This window comes from Paracoccus sp. 08, from assembly GCF_024105395.1.
GTDB classification, from domain to species: Bacteria; Pseudomonadota; Alphaproteobacteria; order Rhodobacterales; family Rhodobacteraceae; genus Paracoccus; species Paracoccus marcusii.
The window spans coordinates 1-13,984 of the sequence record NZ_WEKR01000048.1; the positions used below are offsets into that span (position 1 = coordinate 1).

The following is a 13,984-nucleotide window of genomic DNA, read 5'->3' on the forward strand; positions in this document are numbered from 1 at the left end:
GGATCGGGGCGGCGTTCGGGCGGGCCGATGCATCTGTGGCCGAGGCAGCAGCGCTGCTGGCCGACTGGTCCCGTGCGGCGGGCCTGCCGGGGCTGGATGCCCTGGGGATCGACGCGGCGGCACGCCGAGCAGCGGCGCAGGCGGCGGCCGTGTCGTCGTCGATGAGGGCCAACCCGGCACCCCTGTCGGCCGACGATCTGGACGCCCTGATGCGGGCCGCCGCCTGATGGCCCGGCGGGGACCGGTCGATCCGGAGCAGAGCCTGGCGATCCGGGCGGCTTGGCTGCATTATGCGGGCGGGCTGACGCAGGCGGCCGTCGCCAAGCGGCTGGGCCTGCCCGGCGTCAAGGCGCACCGCCTGATCGCCCGCGCCGTGGCCGAGGGCGTGGTCAAGGTCACCATCGACGGAGAGATCGTCGAATGCGCCATGCTGGAGGATCAGCTGTGCGCGCGCTATGGGCTGGACCACTGCGAGGTTGCCCCCGACCTGGGCGAGGACGGCATGCCCCTGCGCGCCCTGGGCCTGGCGGGCGCGGGCTTTCTGCGCCGCGAGATCGAGCGGGGCGCACACAGGGTCATCGGGCTGGGTCATGGCCGGACGCTGGCGGCGGCGGTCCGGCAGATGCCGCGCTTTGACGCGCGCGCGGTGCGCTTCGTGGCGGTCCTGGGCGGGCTGACGCGCAATTATGCGGCGAACCCGCATGACGTGATGCATACGCTGGCGGAAAAGACCGGGGCGCAGGCCTTCGTGATGCCGGTGCCGTTCTTTGCCAATTCCGAAGGCGACCGGGCCGTGCTGCTGTCCCAGCCCGGCGTGCGCGACATCTTTGATCTGTCGAACAGCGCCACGCTGACCTTCGTGGGCATGGGCACGGCTGATGCGGGCGCGCAGCTGGTCGCATCCGGCATGATCGAGGCGCGCGAGATCGCCGAGATCAACGCCGCGGGGGGCGTCGGAGAGATGATGGGGTATTTCTTCGATGCCACCGGCCGTGTGCTGGACACGACGCTGAGCGCGCGGACGCTGTCGGTGGACCTGAACCGGGGGCAGGATCAGCGTATCGTAGTCATCGCCGGCGGCGCGGAAAAGGTCGCGGCCATCCGTGCGGTGCTAAACAGCGGGCGCCTGTCCGGGCTGATCACCGACGAGGCGACGGCGCGCGCGCTGATGGCGGGGTGACCCAAACGGGGACGGGTCGGGGAAACCCCGACCCGGTCGCTGCCGCTGGGCCCCGCGCGCGCTTTGCGCGCGTGGGGAGCATCGTGGCAAGGCCGCTTGCGGCCTTGGCCTTTGGATCAGTGGCCTGTCACCAGGCGGGCGCGGGCGATGATGGCCTCGGGGGTGATGCCGAACTCCTGGTACAGCCGGTCGATCGGGGCCGATGCGCCGAAGCCGGTCATGCCTATCACGTCGTCCTCGCTCGCGACATAGCGGGTCCAGCCGAACTTGCCCGCGGCCTCGACCGCGATGCGGGGCGCGGTGCCAAGCACCTGGGCGCGGTAATCCGCGTCCTGCGCCTCGAACAGCTCCCAGCTGGGCATCGACACGACAGCCACGGCCATGCCTTCGGCGGCCAGCGTCTCGGCGGCCTCCACGGCGATGGCGACTTCGGTTCCTGTGGCGATCAGGGTCACGTCGCGGCCCTCGCCGAACTGGCGGATCACATAGGCGCCCTTGGCAGTCAGGTTCTCGGACCCGGCCTCCGTGCGCAGCTGCGGGACGTCCTGGCGGGACAGCGCCAGAAGCGACGGCACGGTCCGGTTGCGGATCGCGATGTCCCAGGCCTCCAGCGTCTCGACCGTGTCGGCGGGGCGCAGGACGGTCAGGCCGGGGATGGCGCGCAGGGATGCCAGGTGCTCCACCGGCTGGTGGGTCGGGCCGTCCTCGCCCAGGCCGATGCTGTCATGGGTCATGACATAGATCGTGCCCACCCCCATCAGCGCCGACAGGCGGATCGCGTTGCGGGCATAGTCGGAAAACACCAGGAACGTGCCGCCATAGGCGATCACGCCGCCATGCAGGTTCAGCCCGTTCATCGCGGCGGCCATGCCGAACTCGCGCACGCCATAGCCGATGTAGCGGCCGGGCGTCTCGCGCGTGTACTGCGTGTCTACGGCCTTGACGCGGGTCAGGTTCGATCCGGTCAGGTCGGCCGATCCGCCGATCATCGCGGGCACGGCGGGGGTCAGCGCCTCCAGCGCCATCTGGCTGGCCTTGCGGGTCGCGGCTTTCTTGGGCGCGGCGAACAGGGCGTCGCGGGCGGTGGAGACGGCGGCGTCATAGCCCTCGGGCAGATCGCCCGACAGGCGCTGCGTCAGGGCCGCGCCCTTGGGAGATGCGGCCAGACGAGCCTCCCAGGCCTCGCGGTCGGCGGCACCGCGCGCGCCGATTTCTCGCCATTCGGCGGCAAGATCGTCGGGGATCACGAAGGCGTCGTGGCCCCAGCCCAGGGCCTCGCGGGTCAGCGCGCCCTCATCCTTGCCCAAAGGCGATCCATGCACGGAATAGCTGCCCGCGCGGTTGGGAGAGCCGAAGCCGATGATCGTCTTCATCGCGATCAGCGAGGGCTTGCCCGTCTCTGCCTTGGCGGCCGCCATCGCGGCGTCCAGCGCGCGGCCGTCATGGCCGTCGCAGCTCTGGACATGCCAGCCGCAGGCCTTGAACCGTGCCGGGATGTCCTCGGAGAAGCTGACCGACGTCGGGCCGTCGATGGTGATGCTGTTGTCGTCATAGAGCACGATCAGCTTGCCCAGGCCCAGATGGCCCGCCAGGCTGATCGCCTCCTGGCCGATGCCCTCCTGCAGGCAGCCGTCGCCCAGCATGACCCAGGTGCGGTGATCGACCAGATCATTGCCGAACTCTCCGGCCAGCGCGCGTTCCGCCAGCGCCATGCCGACGGCGGTGGCCAGGCCCTGGCCCAGGGGGCCGGTCGTGGTCTCGACGCCCTTGGCATGGCCGTATTCCGGATGGCCGGCGGTGATCGCGCCCCATTGGCGGAAATTCCGGATCTGATCCAGCGTCATGTCCTGGTACCCGGTCAGGTGCAGCAGGCTGTAGAGCAGCATGGACGCGTGCCCGTTCGACAGCACGAAGCGGTCGCGGTCGGGCCAGTCGGGATTGGCCGCGTCGAACTTCAGGTGGTTGCGGAACAGCACGGTGGCGGCATCGGCCATGCCCATCGGGGCGCCGGGATGGCCGCTGTTGGCGGCGTTCACGGCATCGATGGTCAGCGCGCGGATGCAGTTCGCCAGCGCGAAGTTCTGCGGGTCCAGATCGGCCTTGGCGGCGATGGCGGGGTCTTTGGGGGTGTCTAAGGGCATGGCGGTCCTCCTGTCGCGCCCTCCATAACCCGCCGCCGTCATCATCACAACAAAAAATCACAAAGTCACAAAGTCGGTGTTGTTATGTGCGCGGATCATGTTATGAAACCGGCGAACGAGGGGAGGGTTTGGGTGAAACGCGAGGAACGCAGACAGGCGATCATGGATCTGCTGGTCGCGGCACGCGCCGTGGACCTGGACGATCTGGCGGCCCGTTTCGCGGTCAGCAAGATGACCATCCATCGCGACCTGGACGACCTGGAACAGGCGGGCCTGCTGCGCAAGGTGCGCGGCGGCGCCACCATCGAGGCCGGCACCCAGTTCGAGAGCGACTTCCGCATCCGCGCCCTGCAGGACGGCGAGGCCAAGATCCGCATGGCCCATGCCGCCCGCGCCCTGATCGAGCCGGGGATGACCGTGATGGTCAATGACGGCTCGATGGCGGCGCTGCTGGGGGCCAGCCTGACGGAATGCGCGCCCTTGTCGGTCATCACTAACAACGCCGCCGTGATCGAGCGGCTGAAGGATGCGCCGCGCGTCACGCTGATCGCGCTTGGCGGCATCTACAGCGCCAAGTTCAACGGTTTTTTCGGCATGGTCACGGAAAGCGCGCTGGCCGGGCTGCATGCGGACCTGGCCTTCATCTCGACCCCCGCGGTGGCGGGGCTGCGGGCGTTCCACATGGACGACAATGCGGTGCGCGCGAAACGCGCGATGATGCACGCGGCGGAACGCAGCGTGCTGCTGGTCAACCACGCGCGCTTCGGGCGCAGCGCGCTGCATGCGCTGGCCGACCTGACCGAATTCGACGCCATCATCACCGACGCGCCCCCCGCGCCCGAGGATCGCGCCGCGATCGACCGGGCAGGCATCGCGCTGACCATCGCAGAGGACCCCGCATGACCCATTTCTGGATCGGCACCAGCTGGAAGATGAACAAGACCCTGGCCGAGGCGATGACATTCGCCGACGGCCTGCGCGGCACGCCCGCGCCCGCGGGTATCCAGCGCTTCGTCATCCCGCCCTTCACCGCCTGCCGCCAGGTGGCCGAGGCCCTGTCGGGCAGCGACGTCAAGGTCGGCGCGCAGAACATGCATTGGGACGACGCGGGCGCCTGGACCGGAGAGATCAGCCCCGTGATGCTGACCGATTGCGGGCTGGACATCGTGGAGCTGGGCCACAGCGAACGCCGCGAGCATTTCGGAGAGACGGACAGGACCGTGGGCCTGAAGACCGCCGCCGCCGTCCGCCATGGCCTGATCCCGCTGATCTGCATCGGCGAGACCCTAGCCGAGCGGGAGGCTGGCCGCGCCACGCAGGTGCTTGAGACGCAGGTCCGCGCCGCGCTGGAGCCCGTGGCCGGGTCCGACGCCCCGATCCTGCTGGCCTATGAACCGGTCTGGGCGATCGGCGCGAAGGGCATCCCCGCGACCTCGGATTACGCCGACGCACGGCAGACCGAGATCATCGCGGTCGCGCAGGACGTGCTGGGCCGCCGCGTGCCCTGCCTTTACGGCGGGTCGGTCAATCCGGGCAACTGCGCGGAACTGATCGCCTGCCCGCATATCGACGGGCTGTTCATCGGGCGGTCGGCCTGGGACGTGAACGGCTATCTGGACATCCTGGCGCGCTGCGCCGCAACCATCGGAGAGAACGCATGAAACTGGCAATCGCAGGGGACAGCGCGGGCGAAGGTCTGGCCAAGGTGCTGGCCGACCACCTCAAGGACCGCTTTGAGGTGTCGGAAATCAGCCGCACCGACGAAGGCCCCGACGCCTTCTATGCCAACCTGTCGGATCGGGTGGCTTCCCAGGTCATGGACGGCACCTATGACCGCGCCATCCTGGTCTGCGGCACGGGCATCGGCGTCTGCATCGCGGCCAACAAGGTGCCGGGCATCCGCGCCGCCCTGACGCATGACACCTATTCGGCCGAACGCGCGGCCCTGTCGAACGACGCGCAGATCATCACCATGGGCGCCCGCGTCATCGGACCCGAACTGGCCAAGGCCATCGCCGATGCCTGGCTGGCGCAGACCGAAAACTTCGACCGCAACGGCAAGTCGGCGGGCAATGTGGCCGCCATCGACGCGGTCGGCGCGAAATACGCGGGCCGGTGATGCTGCGCCTGCCGACGGACGGGCCCGCGACGGGGCCGCTGCTGGACGATGTGCTGGCGCGCGACGGCGCGGCGGCCATCGTGGCGGCCATCGCGGGCGCGCTGCCGCCTTTGGCCGCGCGGCTGGCGGCAGGGCGCCTGCATGGCGACCCCGAGGCCATCGTCGGCACCAATGACAGCGGCGACCGGCAGAAGGCGCTGGACGTCGCGGCCCATGACCACATGATCGCCGCCCTGCGCGCGGCGGGCGTGCGCCAGGTCCTGTCCGAGGAGGCGCTGGACATCATCGCGCTGAACCCGGGCGGCGCCTTCGACGTGGCGATCGACCCGATCGACGGCTCGGGCAGCATCGGCATCGGCGCGCCTTTGGGCATGCTGTTCAGCATCCTGCCCGCCGATGCGCAGGGGTTCGCGCGGACGGGCCTGGCGGTGGTGGCGGCGGGATACGCCTCCTTCGGTCATTCGGTCGATTTCGGCTGGTCCACCGGCGCGGGCGTCCATGTCGCGACCTGGGACGCCGAGGTCCATGCCTTCCGCGTCAGCCGCCAGAACCTGCGGCTGAAGCCCCAGGCCTCGACCATCGCCTATAACGCGTCGAACGAGCGCCACTGGACGCCGGGCCTTCAGGCCTGGGCGCGCGATCTGCGCGCGGGGCGGGACGGGCCGCGCGGGCGCGACTTCAACATGCGCTGGCTGGCCGCTGCCGTGGGCGAATTGCACCGCATCCTGCTGAAGGGCGGTGCATTCCTGTACCCCGCCGATACCCGGCCCGGATACGGCGACGGCCGGCTGCGGCTGATCTATGAATGCGTGCCCATCGCCTTTCTGATCGAACAGGCCGGGGGCCGCGCGACCGACGGGCATGGCCCGATCCTGGACCGCGTGCCGCGCGGGCCGCATGACTTCACCCCGCTGTTCTTCGGCGCGTCCGAGGAAATCGACGCGCTTCACGCCGCCCTTCAAGGATAACATCCCATGCCGATGATCACCCTGCGCCAGCTTCTGGACCACGCGGCCGAGCATGACTATGCCGTGCCCGCCTTCAACATCAACAACATGGAGCAGGGCCTGTCGGTCATGCAGGCGGCCCAGGCCACCCGCAGCCCGGTGATCCTGCAGGCCAGCCGCGGCGCGCGGGCCTATGCCAATGACGCGGTGCTGGCGGGGCTGATCGCGGGTCTGGCGCGGGCCTATCCCGACATCCCGATCTGCATGCATCTGGACCATGGCAACGGGCTGGAGACCTGCGCGACCGCGATCCAGAACGGCTTCACCTCGGTGATGATGGACGGGTCGCTGAAATCGGACGGCAAGACGCCCGCCGATTACGCGTACAACGCCGACATCACCCGCCGCGTGACCGAGATGGCCCATGCCTGCGGCGTGTCTGTCGAAGGAGAGCTGGGCGTGCTGGGCAGCCTTGAGACCGGCATGGGCGACGCCGAGGACGGCCACGGCGCCGAGGGCAAGCTGTCCGAGGAGCAGCTGCTGACCGACCCCGACGAGGCCGTGCGCTTTGTCGAGGAGACAGGCGTGGACGCCTTGGCCATTGCCATGGGCACCAGCCACGGCGCCTACAAATTCACGCGCAAGCCCGATGGCGACATCCTGGCCATGCATGTGATCGAGGAGATCCACCGCCGCCTGCCCAACACCCATCTGGTGATGCACGGCTCCAGTTCGGTCCCCGAGGATCTGCAGGCTATCATCAACGCCCATGGCGGCGACATCCGCCCGACCTGGGGCGTCCCGGTCGAGGAGATCCAGCGTGGCATCCGCCACGGCGTGCGCAAGGTAAACATCGACACCGACAACCGCCTTGCGATGACCGCCGCGATTCGCCGCGTGATGGCCGAACACCCGGCCGAGTTCGATCCGCGCGCGTATCTGAAGCCCGCGATGGCGATGATGGCCCAAGTCTGCCGCGACCGCTTCGAGGCCTTCGGCACCGCCGGCAACGCCGACAAGCTGCGCCCGATGTCCCTGCCGGAGATGGCCGCGCGCTACTGACCCGCGCGGGCCAGCAGCTCCTCGACCTTGGGGCCGATCGCATCCACGATCTGTTCGACGCCGCGCGCGTTGGGGTGGATGCGGTCGTCCTGCATCAGGTCCGACAGGGACAGGCCCTGCGTGGCCTTTTCCCCGATCGGCCCCAGGAAGTCGGGGACCAGCACCGCGTCGTATTCAGTGGCCAGATCGGCATACATCGCCTCGAAGTCGCGTTTGAACTCGGGGCCGTAATTGCCCGGCGCGGGCAGGCCCGCCAGCAGCACGGGCACCCCCGCCGCCTGCGTCTTGTCCAGGATCGCCGCGAGGTTCGCGCGGCTGGAGGCCGGGTCGATCCCGCGCAACAGATCGTTGCCGCCAAGCGCCACGATCATCGCATCGGGCCCGTCCGCCAGCGTCCAGTCGATCCGCGCGGCACCCCCCGCCGTGGTGTCCCCCGACACGCCCGCATTGGTCACCGCAACGTCATGGCCGCGGTCGCGCAGCCACGCCTCCAGCATGGGCACGAACCCCTGATCCTGCGGCAGGCCGTATCCCTGCGTCAGACTGTCGCCCATCGCGGTCAGGCGCAGCGTCTCTGCGTCAGCAGGAGCTGCCCATGATGCCGCGATGGTGACCGCCAGCGCCGCGACGGCGGCCGTCAGGCGGTTGCCATTGCGCACGGGGCGACCATATCGTGCCGCGACACCCAGACCGCGACGAAGGAGCGACCCGATGGCCGACCCCGTGATCCGCCTGTCCGATGCGCATCTGACGTTGCAGGGCAATGCCGGGCCGGTCCCGATCCTGCGCGGCCTGTCGCTGCAGGTCGAACGCGGAGAGACGGTCGGGCTGGTGGGTCCTTCGGGATCGGGCAAGTCCTCGCTCCTCATGCTGATGGGCGGTCTGGAACGCGCCACGGGCGGCCTGGTCCAGGCGATGGGTCAGGACCTGACCGCGCTGGACGAGGATGCGCTGGCGCGCTTTCGTCTGTCCCATATGGGGGTGGTGTTCCAGTCCTTCCACCTGATCCCCACCATGACGGCACATGAAAATGTCGCAACGCCGCTGGAACTGGCCGGCGCGCCCGACGCCTTCGACCGCGCGGCGGCGGAGCTGGACCGCGTGGGCCTTGGTGCGCGGCGCGACCATTACCCCGCCCAGCTGTCGGGCGGAGAGCAGCGGCAGGCGATCATGGACCTGCTGTTCGGGCTGCGCGCCGATCATGGCGCGACGCTGGTTCTTGTCACGCATGACCCGGACCTGGCGCGACGCTGCGACCGGGTGATCCGCCTGGCCGACGGCCGTCTGGCCGCCGAGGCCGCGGCATGAGCCTGGCGCTGGCGGCCCGGCTGGCGCGGCGCGACCTGCGCGGGGGCCTGCGCGGGTTCTGGGTGCTGCTGACCTGCCTGGCGCTTGGCGTGGCCGCCATCGCCGCCGTGGGGTCGGTGCGCGCGGCGATCCAGGCGGGGCTGACCGCGCAGGGCGCGATCCTGCTGGGCGGCGATGCCGAGGTGCAGCTGACCTATCGCTTTGCCACGCCCCCAGAGCGGGACTGGCTGGAGGATCGGGCCGTAACGGTATCCGAAATCGTCGATTTCCGGTCCATGGCGGTGGTCGGGCAGGGGGATGCCTCCGAACGCGCCCTGACCCAGGTCAAGGGCGTCGACGCGGCCTGGCCCCTTCTGGGTCAGGCGGTGCTGGACCCGCCCATGCCGCTGTCGCAGGCCTTGGGGGCGACCCCGCAGGGCTTGCCCGGGGGCGTGATGGCGCCGCTGCTGGCGGACAGGCTGGGGCTGTCGCCGGGCGACGTGTTCCGCCTTGGCACGCAGGATTTCGTGCTGACCGCGCGGCTGGTCAGCGAACCCGATGCGGGCGCGGCCAGCTTCGGCTTCGGCCCCCGCACCCTGGTCCTGCGCGAGGCGCTGGCCGACAGCGACCTGTTGGGCGCAGGCACGCTGTATGACAGCAACTATCGGTTGGCGCTGCCGCAGGGGACCGATCTGGACGCGGTGCGGGCCGACTGGCGCGCGGCCTTCCCCGACAGCGGCGCGCGCTGGCGCGACAGCCGCCGCGGCGCGCCGGGCATCGACAGTTTCGTGGACCGCATCGGCGCGTTCCTGGTGCTGGTCGGGCTGACCGGGCTGGCCGTGGGCGGCGTCGGCGTGTCAGCCGCGGTGCGCGCCCATCTGGCGCGCAAGACCCATACCATCGCCGTGCTCAAGACCTTCGGCGCGTCGGGACGCACGATCTTTCAGGTCTATCTGCTGCAGATCGGGGCGGTGACCGCGATCGGCGTGGCGGCGGGGCTGATCCTGGGGGCGCTGGTGCCGCTGGCGCTGGCGCCGCTGCTGACGGCGCGCCTGCCGGTGCCGGCGGTCTTCGGCGTCTATCCGGGACCCCTGGCGCAGGCGGCGGTCTATGGCGTGCTGACTGCGTTCATCTTTGCGCTCTGGCCCTTGGCGCGGACGCGGCGCATTCGGGCGGCGACCTTGTTCCGCGACGCGGACGCATCCGGGGGCGGCTGGCCCGAACGGCGCTATCTGGTGATGATCGTCGCGGCGCTGATCGCGCTGGTGGGGGCTGCCGCACTGTTTTCGGGGCTGTGGCGGCTGACGCTTGGCATGGCGGGGGGCGTCCTGGCGGCCTTTGTCGTGCTGGCCGGGGCGGCGGCGCTGGTCCGGCGCGCGGCGGGGGCGGGGGCGCGCCTGGCACGGCGCAGACCTGCACTGCGGCTGGCGCTGGCGGCCATCGGCGGACCCCGCAGCGAGGCGCTGTCGGTGATCCTGTCCCTGGGCCTGGGCCTGACGGTGCTGGCGGCGGTGGGGCAGGTGTCGTCGAACCTGCGCCAGGCCATCGCGACGGAACTGCCCGAACGCGCGCCCAGCTATTTCTTCCTGGACATCCAGCCCGACCAACTGGACCCGTTCCTGACCCGGCTGCGGGACGATCCGCTGGTGGGCGACGTGCAGACCGCGCCGATGCTGCGCGGCATCGTCACGCAGCTGAACGGCCGCCCCGCGCGCGAGGTCGCGGGCGATCACTGGGTGCTGCGCGGCGACCGGGGCATCACCTATGCCGCGACCCCGCCGCCGGGCACCCAGATCACCCGCGGCGACTGGTGGCCCCAGGATTACGCCGGCCCCCCGCTGGTCAGCCTGTCCGAGGAGATCGCGACCGAGATCGGCCTGGACCTGGGCGACACCGTCACCGTCAACATCCTGGGCCGCGACATCACCGCGACCATCGCCAACCTGCGGGTGGTCGATTTCAGCGACGCGGGCATCGGCTTCGTCATGGCGCTGAACCCCGGCGCGCTGGCGGGCGCGCCGCACACCCACATCGCCACCGTCTATGCCGATCCGGCGGCCGAGGCGCAGATCCTGCGCGATCTGGGCAACCGCTTTCCCAACATCACCGCCGTCCCCGTGGCCGAGGCGATCGACCGCGCCTCCGACGCCCTGGCGGGGATTGCGGCGGCGGTGGCCTGGGCGGCGGGGGCCACGCTGGTCACCGGCTTCGTCGTGCTGATCGGGGCTGCGGCGGCGGGCGAACGCGCCCGCGTCTATGAGGCCGCGATCCTGAAGACGCTTGGCGCGTCGCGCGCGCTGATCCTGGGCAGCTTCGCGCTGCGCCAGGCGCTGATGGGGGCGGCGGCGGGGCTGGTCGCGCTGTTGGGCGGGGGCCTTACGGGCTGGGCTGTCAGCCGCTTGGTGATGGACGTGCCCTATCGGTTCGACATGGGCTCGGCGCTGCCCATCGTGGCGGGCGGCATCGCCGCGACCGTCGTGGCAGGGTTGGCCTTTGCGTGGCGCCCGCTGGCCGCGCGGCCCGCACAGGTTCTGCGGGCGCAGGACTAGGGGTCGACGGGACCGGGCAGGGGGGCCGCGGGCTGGGACACGTCGCGCTGCCATTCCCGCCAGATCGACATCAGCAGCGCCATCAGCACCGGCCCGACGAACAGGCCCACCAGGCCCATCGTCTTGATCCCGCCGATCAGCCCGAAGAACGTGGCCAGGAACGGCAGCTTGACCGGGCCGCCGATCAGCACGGGGCGGATGGTCTTGTCCACGATGAACAGCTCGACCGTGCCCCACAGGAACAGCGCGGCGCCCGCGACCGGCGTTCCGCTGAACACCAGATAGGCCGAGATCAGCGTGAAGGACAGCGGCGCGCCGCCCGGGATCAGCGCCATGAACCCGGTCACGACCCCGAAGAACACCGGCGAAGGCACCCCCGCCAGCCAATAGGCCGTGCCCAGGATCACCCCCTCGCCGATGGCGATCAGGGTCATGCCGGTGACGGTCGCGCTGATCGTGGCGGGGACCACGCGCGACATGTGCGACCAGCGGCCGGGCAGGATGCGCGCGCCCACGCGGTCCAGCTGCGCCACGATGCGTTCGCCGTCGCGATAGAACACGAACAGCGCGATCAACGTGAACAGCAGGTTCAGCATGAAGTGGAACGCGGTCGATCCCGCGGTCAGGATGCCGCGATAGACGGAATAGATGTTCGACCCGGTGACCGCCTGAACCAGCTGGCTGATCGCGCCGGGCTGACCGATATAGGTGCGCCATTGCTGGTCCAGCCAAGCCCCCACGCGGGGGATGTCGGCGATCCAGGGGGGCGTGGCCTCGCCCATGGCGTTCACGTTGCCCGCCCACAGGATCCAGACGCGCAGTTCGGCCGCCGCATAGGTCAGCGCCATCAGCAGCGGCACCACCAGGATGCACAGGATCGCCAGCACCAGCAGCGTCGCGGCCAGCGTCGGCCCGCTGCGCTGTGCCAGGCGCTCGCGGATGCGCCAGCTGGCCACGCAGATGATCGTCGCGGCCAGGACCGGGATCAGGAAGCCGTGGAAGAAATAGATCGACGCCGCAAGGATCCCCAGCAGCAGCCAGCGCGCGGCCGACAGGTCGGTGACCAGCGGGCGCGGCGCCGGACGGGGAACGGCGTTGCGGTCGGCCCCTGGGGTCATTCGCGCGTCTCCGGGTGGTCGTCGCCAGGGGCGGGGGGCAGCGTGCCCTCGGCCCGGTCGCGGTGCAGGGCGGCGCGGCCCAGCAGCATCAGCGTGACGGGAACCGTCGTCATGATGCCCAGACCCACCATCAGCTCATGCAGGATCGGGCGCCCCTGCTGAAAGCTGGCCAGCAGCGCCGACCCCAGGATCACCCCGCCCGTCCCCCAGCTGGAGGCCAGCGTCGGCGCATGCAGCCGGTCATAGAAGCTGTTCATCCGCAAGAACCCCCAGGCCCCGATCAGCGTCAGCGTCGCACCCAGCATCACCAGCCCCGCCACCGGAATGGCCAGCCACAGGGGGATGTCGTCAAGCGGGCTCATTCGATCACCTCTCCGCGGAACAGGAACTTGGCTAGCGCGATGGAGGCCACGAACCCCATCACCGCGATGACCATCGCGGCCTCGAACAGGTACAGTGAGCCAAGACGCATCCCGGTGACCAGGAACAGCAGCATCACCGCGATATACAGCGTGTCAAGGGCCAGCACCCGGTCCTGGGCGCGGGGACCGCGCAGGATGCGCAGGCCCGCCAGGCAGCCCGCCAGGGCCAGGACCACCTGGGCGTAGCCGATGGCAAAGGTCAGGATCGTGCCGCTCATTCGAAGATCTCCTGCAGCATGGGTTCATACACGTCGCGGATGACATGCAGGTAATGGTCGGTCTCGGCGCCGTCGAAGACATGCAGAACAAGCGTCTGGCGGTCGTGGGAATATTCGATCCAGGCGGTGCCGGGCGTGGCGGTCAGGATGATCGACAGCACCGCCAGCCCGGTCGGGCTGCGCAGCTGCAGCGGCACCTCGAGGAAGGCCGAGCGGCGGCCCGACCGCCCCTCGGTCAGGATCAGCCGCGCCACGCGGATGTTCGACCGGACGATGTCGCCGAACAGCGTGGCGATCAGCCGCGGCACCACGCGCCAGTTGCGCGGCGTGGCCCGTTCGGGGTGCAGCGACGACATCGCCCAGCCCGCCAGCAGCGCCAGCGCGCCCCCCAGCAGCAGGTGACCAAGCGAGAACCGCGTCATCACCATCCACAGCAGCGTCAGCAGGCCCGACTGGACGGGATAGGGGACAAGCCGGGTCATCATGGAACATCCTCTGGGGTGGGCGGCTGCGCGTCGTCGGCACGGGGCGCGGTCAGCACGCCCTGGGCATAGCGCGACGTCTGGTGCAGCGCCTGCGCGGTGCGGTCGGTATAGCGCAGCACGGCCTCGGATTCGATGCTGATCACGGCCAGGACGGCGATCAGGGCCATGATCGGGGCGATCTCGATCGCCATGACGGGGGAATCGCGGTCGTCATTGGCCCAGAAGGTCTGGATGCCGATCCGCGCCAGCCCGATCAGCGTGGCAAAGCCCGACACCAGCAGCAGCGCGACGAAGGCCCAGCCCAGCCAGGGGCTGGTATCGGCCGTGTCGAAGACGCCCTGGATCATCGTCAGCTTGCCGATGAAGCCGGGCATCGGCGGCAACCCCGCCAGCGCCAGCAGGCACAGCGCAAAGCACGCCGCCAACAGGGCGGGGCCCGCGGCGATGGCGGGGCCG

General features: G+C 70.2%; 14 protein-coding genes and 2 pseudogenes. 9 read left to right on the forward strand and 7 right to left on the reverse strand.

Going from position 1 to position 13,984, the window contains the following annotated elements:
* Both GBO37_RS13655 and GBO37_RS13660 read left to right on the forward strand, forming a co-directional pair.
* Positions 1–227, forward strand: a pseudogene (locus GBO37_RS13655) (alcohol dehydrogenase); the annotation flags it as partial.
* Positions 227–1,180, forward strand: coding sequence for a sugar-binding transcriptional regulator (locus GBO37_RS13660; protein WP_148910494.1), 954 nt, complete (start codon positions 227–229; stop codon positions 1,178–1,180). The pseudogene GBO37_RS13655 and the gene GBO37_RS13660, both read left to right, overlap by 1 nt.
* 116 nt (positions 1,181–1,296) lie before the next feature.
* Here GBO37_RS13660 and tkt read toward each other — a convergent pair whose 3' ends face one another.
* Entirely contained in the window at positions 1,297–3,321 is a 2,025-nt protein-coding gene (tkt, locus tag GBO37_RS13665; protein WP_252929592.1) for a transketolase, read from the reverse strand.
* A gap of 132 nt (positions 3,322–3,453) precedes the next feature.
* Between tkt and GBO37_RS13670 the strand changes: the two genes are divergently transcribed.
* Genes GBO37_RS13670 through fba form a run of 5 tightly spaced genes read left to right on the forward strand, consistent with a single transcriptional unit; the run spans position 3,454 to position 7,449 of the window.
* Positions 3,454–4,224 carry a DeoR family transcriptional regulator gene (locus GBO37_RS13670; protein WP_252929594.1) on the forward strand — a complete coding sequence of 257 codons (771 nt, stop codon included), beginning with the start codon at positions 3,454–3,456 and terminating at the stop codon, positions 4,222–4,224.
* Complete coding sequence (locus GBO37_RS13675; protein ID WP_252929596.1) at positions 4,221–4,982, forward strand: triose-phosphate isomerase; 762 nt, start codon at positions 4,221–4,223, stop codon at positions 4,980–4,982. The genes GBO37_RS13670 and GBO37_RS13675 overlap by 4 nt, the downstream gene beginning before the upstream one ends.
* Complete coding sequence (locus GBO37_RS13680) at positions 4,979–5,440, forward strand: RpiB/LacA/LacB family sugar-phosphate isomerase (RefSeq protein ID WP_252929598.1); 462 nt, start codon at positions 4,979–4,981, stop codon at positions 5,438–5,440. The genes GBO37_RS13675 and GBO37_RS13680 overlap by 4 nt, the downstream gene beginning before the upstream one ends.
* Entirely contained in the window at positions 5,440–6,408 is a 969-nt protein-coding gene (locus tag GBO37_RS13685; RefSeq protein WP_252929600.1) for a class 1 fructose-1,6-bisphosphatase, read from the forward strand. Before GBO37_RS13680 ends, GBO37_RS13685 begins: the two co-directional genes overlap by 1 nt.
* A 6-nt stretch (positions 6,409–6,414) precedes the next feature.
* Positions 6,415–7,449, forward strand: coding sequence for a class II fructose-bisphosphate aldolase (gene fba, locus GBO37_RS13690; RefSeq protein WP_045982706.1), 1,035 nt, complete (start codon positions 6,415–6,417; stop codon positions 7,447–7,449).
* Here fba and GBO37_RS13695 read toward each other — a convergent pair.
* Positions 7,443–8,108, reverse strand: coding sequence for a GDSL-type esterase/lipase family protein (locus GBO37_RS13695; protein WP_252929602.1), 666 nt, complete (start codon positions 8,106–8,108; stop codon positions 7,443–7,445). The genes fba and GBO37_RS13695 overlap by 7 nt on opposite strands.
* 52 nt (positions 8,109–8,160) lie before the next feature.
* Here GBO37_RS13695 and GBO37_RS13700 point away from each other — a divergent pair, with 52 nt between their 5' ends.
* Both GBO37_RS13700 and GBO37_RS13705 read left to right on the forward strand, forming a co-directional pair.
* Positions 8,161–8,757, forward strand: coding sequence for an ABC transporter ATP-binding protein (locus GBO37_RS13700; RefSeq protein ID WP_252929604.1), 597 nt, complete (start codon positions 8,161–8,163; stop codon positions 8,755–8,757).
* The gene (locus tag GBO37_RS13705; protein ID WP_252929605.1) at positions 8,754–11,285 is read left to right on the forward strand and encodes an ABC transporter permease; all 2,532 of its coding nucleotides are present in this window, start codon (positions 8,754–8,756) and stop codon (positions 11,283–11,285) included. Before GBO37_RS13700 ends, GBO37_RS13705 begins: the two co-directional genes overlap by 4 nt.
* Here the strand turns inward: GBO37_RS13705 and GBO37_RS13710 are convergent.
* From GBO37_RS13710 to GBO37_RS13730, 5 genes and pseudogenes are all read right to left on the reverse strand, one after another.
* A complete protein-coding gene (locus GBO37_RS13710; protein WP_252929606.1) occupies positions 11,282–12,403 on the reverse strand; it encodes an AI-2E family transporter in 1,122 nt (373 codons plus the stop codon). The two genes, GBO37_RS13705 and GBO37_RS13710, sit on opposite strands and share 4 nt — an antisense overlap.
* The gene (mnhG, locus tag GBO37_RS13715) at positions 12,400–12,765 is read right to left on the reverse strand and encodes a monovalent cation/H(+) antiporter subunit G (protein WP_045983162.1); all 366 of its coding nucleotides are present in this window, start codon (positions 12,763–12,765) and stop codon (positions 12,400–12,402) included. The genes GBO37_RS13710 and mnhG overlap by 4 nt, the downstream gene beginning before the upstream one ends.
* Positions 12,762–13,043, reverse strand: coding sequence for a K+/H+ antiporter subunit F (locus GBO37_RS13720; RefSeq protein ID WP_045983163.1), 282 nt, complete (start codon positions 13,041–13,043; stop codon positions 12,762–12,764). Before GBO37_RS13720 ends, mnhG begins: the two co-directional genes overlap by 4 nt.
* Positions 13,040–13,528 (reverse strand): Na+/H+ antiporter subunit E, encoded by a 489-nt coding sequence (locus GBO37_RS13725; RefSeq protein ID WP_232303301.1) that lies wholly within the window; start codon positions 13,526–13,528, stop codon positions 13,040–13,042. The genes GBO37_RS13720 and GBO37_RS13725 overlap by 4 nt, the downstream gene beginning before the upstream one ends.
* Positions 13,525–13,984: pseudogene (locus tag GBO37_RS13730) on the reverse strand (proton-conducting transporter membrane subunit); the annotation flags it as partial. The pseudogene GBO37_RS13730 and the gene GBO37_RS13725, both read right to left, overlap by 4 nt.

Bases quoted from the DNA above. Each gene is read 5' to 3' on its own strand.
- GBO37_RS13660 (WP_148910494.1), top strand. From the start codon at position 227: ATGGCCCGGCGGGGACCGGTCGATCCGGAGCAGAGCCTGGCGATCCGG.
- tkt (WP_252929592.1), bottom strand. From the start codon at position 3,321: ATGCCCTTAGACACCCCCAAAGACCCCGCCATCGCCGCCAAGGCCGAT.
- GBO37_RS13675 (WP_252929596.1), top strand. From the start codon at position 4,221: ATGACCCATTTCTGGATCGGCACCAGCTGGAAGATGAACAAGACCCTG.
- GBO37_RS13680 (WP_252929598.1), top strand. From the start codon at position 4,979: ATGAAACTGGCAATCGCAGGGGACAGCGCGGGCGAAGGTCTGGCCAAG.
- GBO37_RS13685 (WP_252929600.1), top strand. From the start codon at position 5,440: ATGCTGCGCCTGCCGACGGACGGGCCCGCGACGGGGCCGCTGCTGGAC.
- fba (WP_045982706.1), top strand. From the start codon at position 6,415: ATGCCGATGATCACCCTGCGCCAGCTTCTGGACCACGCGGCCGAGCAT.
- GBO37_RS13700 (WP_252929604.1), top strand. From the start codon at position 8,161: ATGGCCGACCCCGTGATCCGCCTGTCCGATGCGCATCTGACGTTGCAG.
- GBO37_RS13705 (WP_252929605.1), top strand. From the start codon at position 8,754: ATGAGCCTGGCGCTGGCGGCCCGGCTGGCGCGGCGCGACCTGCGCGGG.
- GBO37_RS13710 (WP_252929606.1), bottom strand. From the start codon at position 12,403: ATGACCCCAGGGGCCGACCGCAACGCCGTTCCCCGTCCGGCGCCGCGC.
- mnhG (WP_045983162.1), bottom strand. From the start codon at position 12,765: ATGAGCCCGCTTGACGACATCCCCCTGTGGCTGGCCATTCCGGTGGCG.
- GBO37_RS13720 (WP_045983163.1), bottom strand. From the start codon at position 13,043: ATGAGCGGCACGATCCTGACCTTTGCCATCGGCTACGCCCAGGTGGTC.
- GBO37_RS13725 (WP_232303301.1), bottom strand. From the start codon at position 13,528: ATGATGACCCGGCTTGTCCCCTATCCCGTCCAGTCGGGCCTGCTGACG.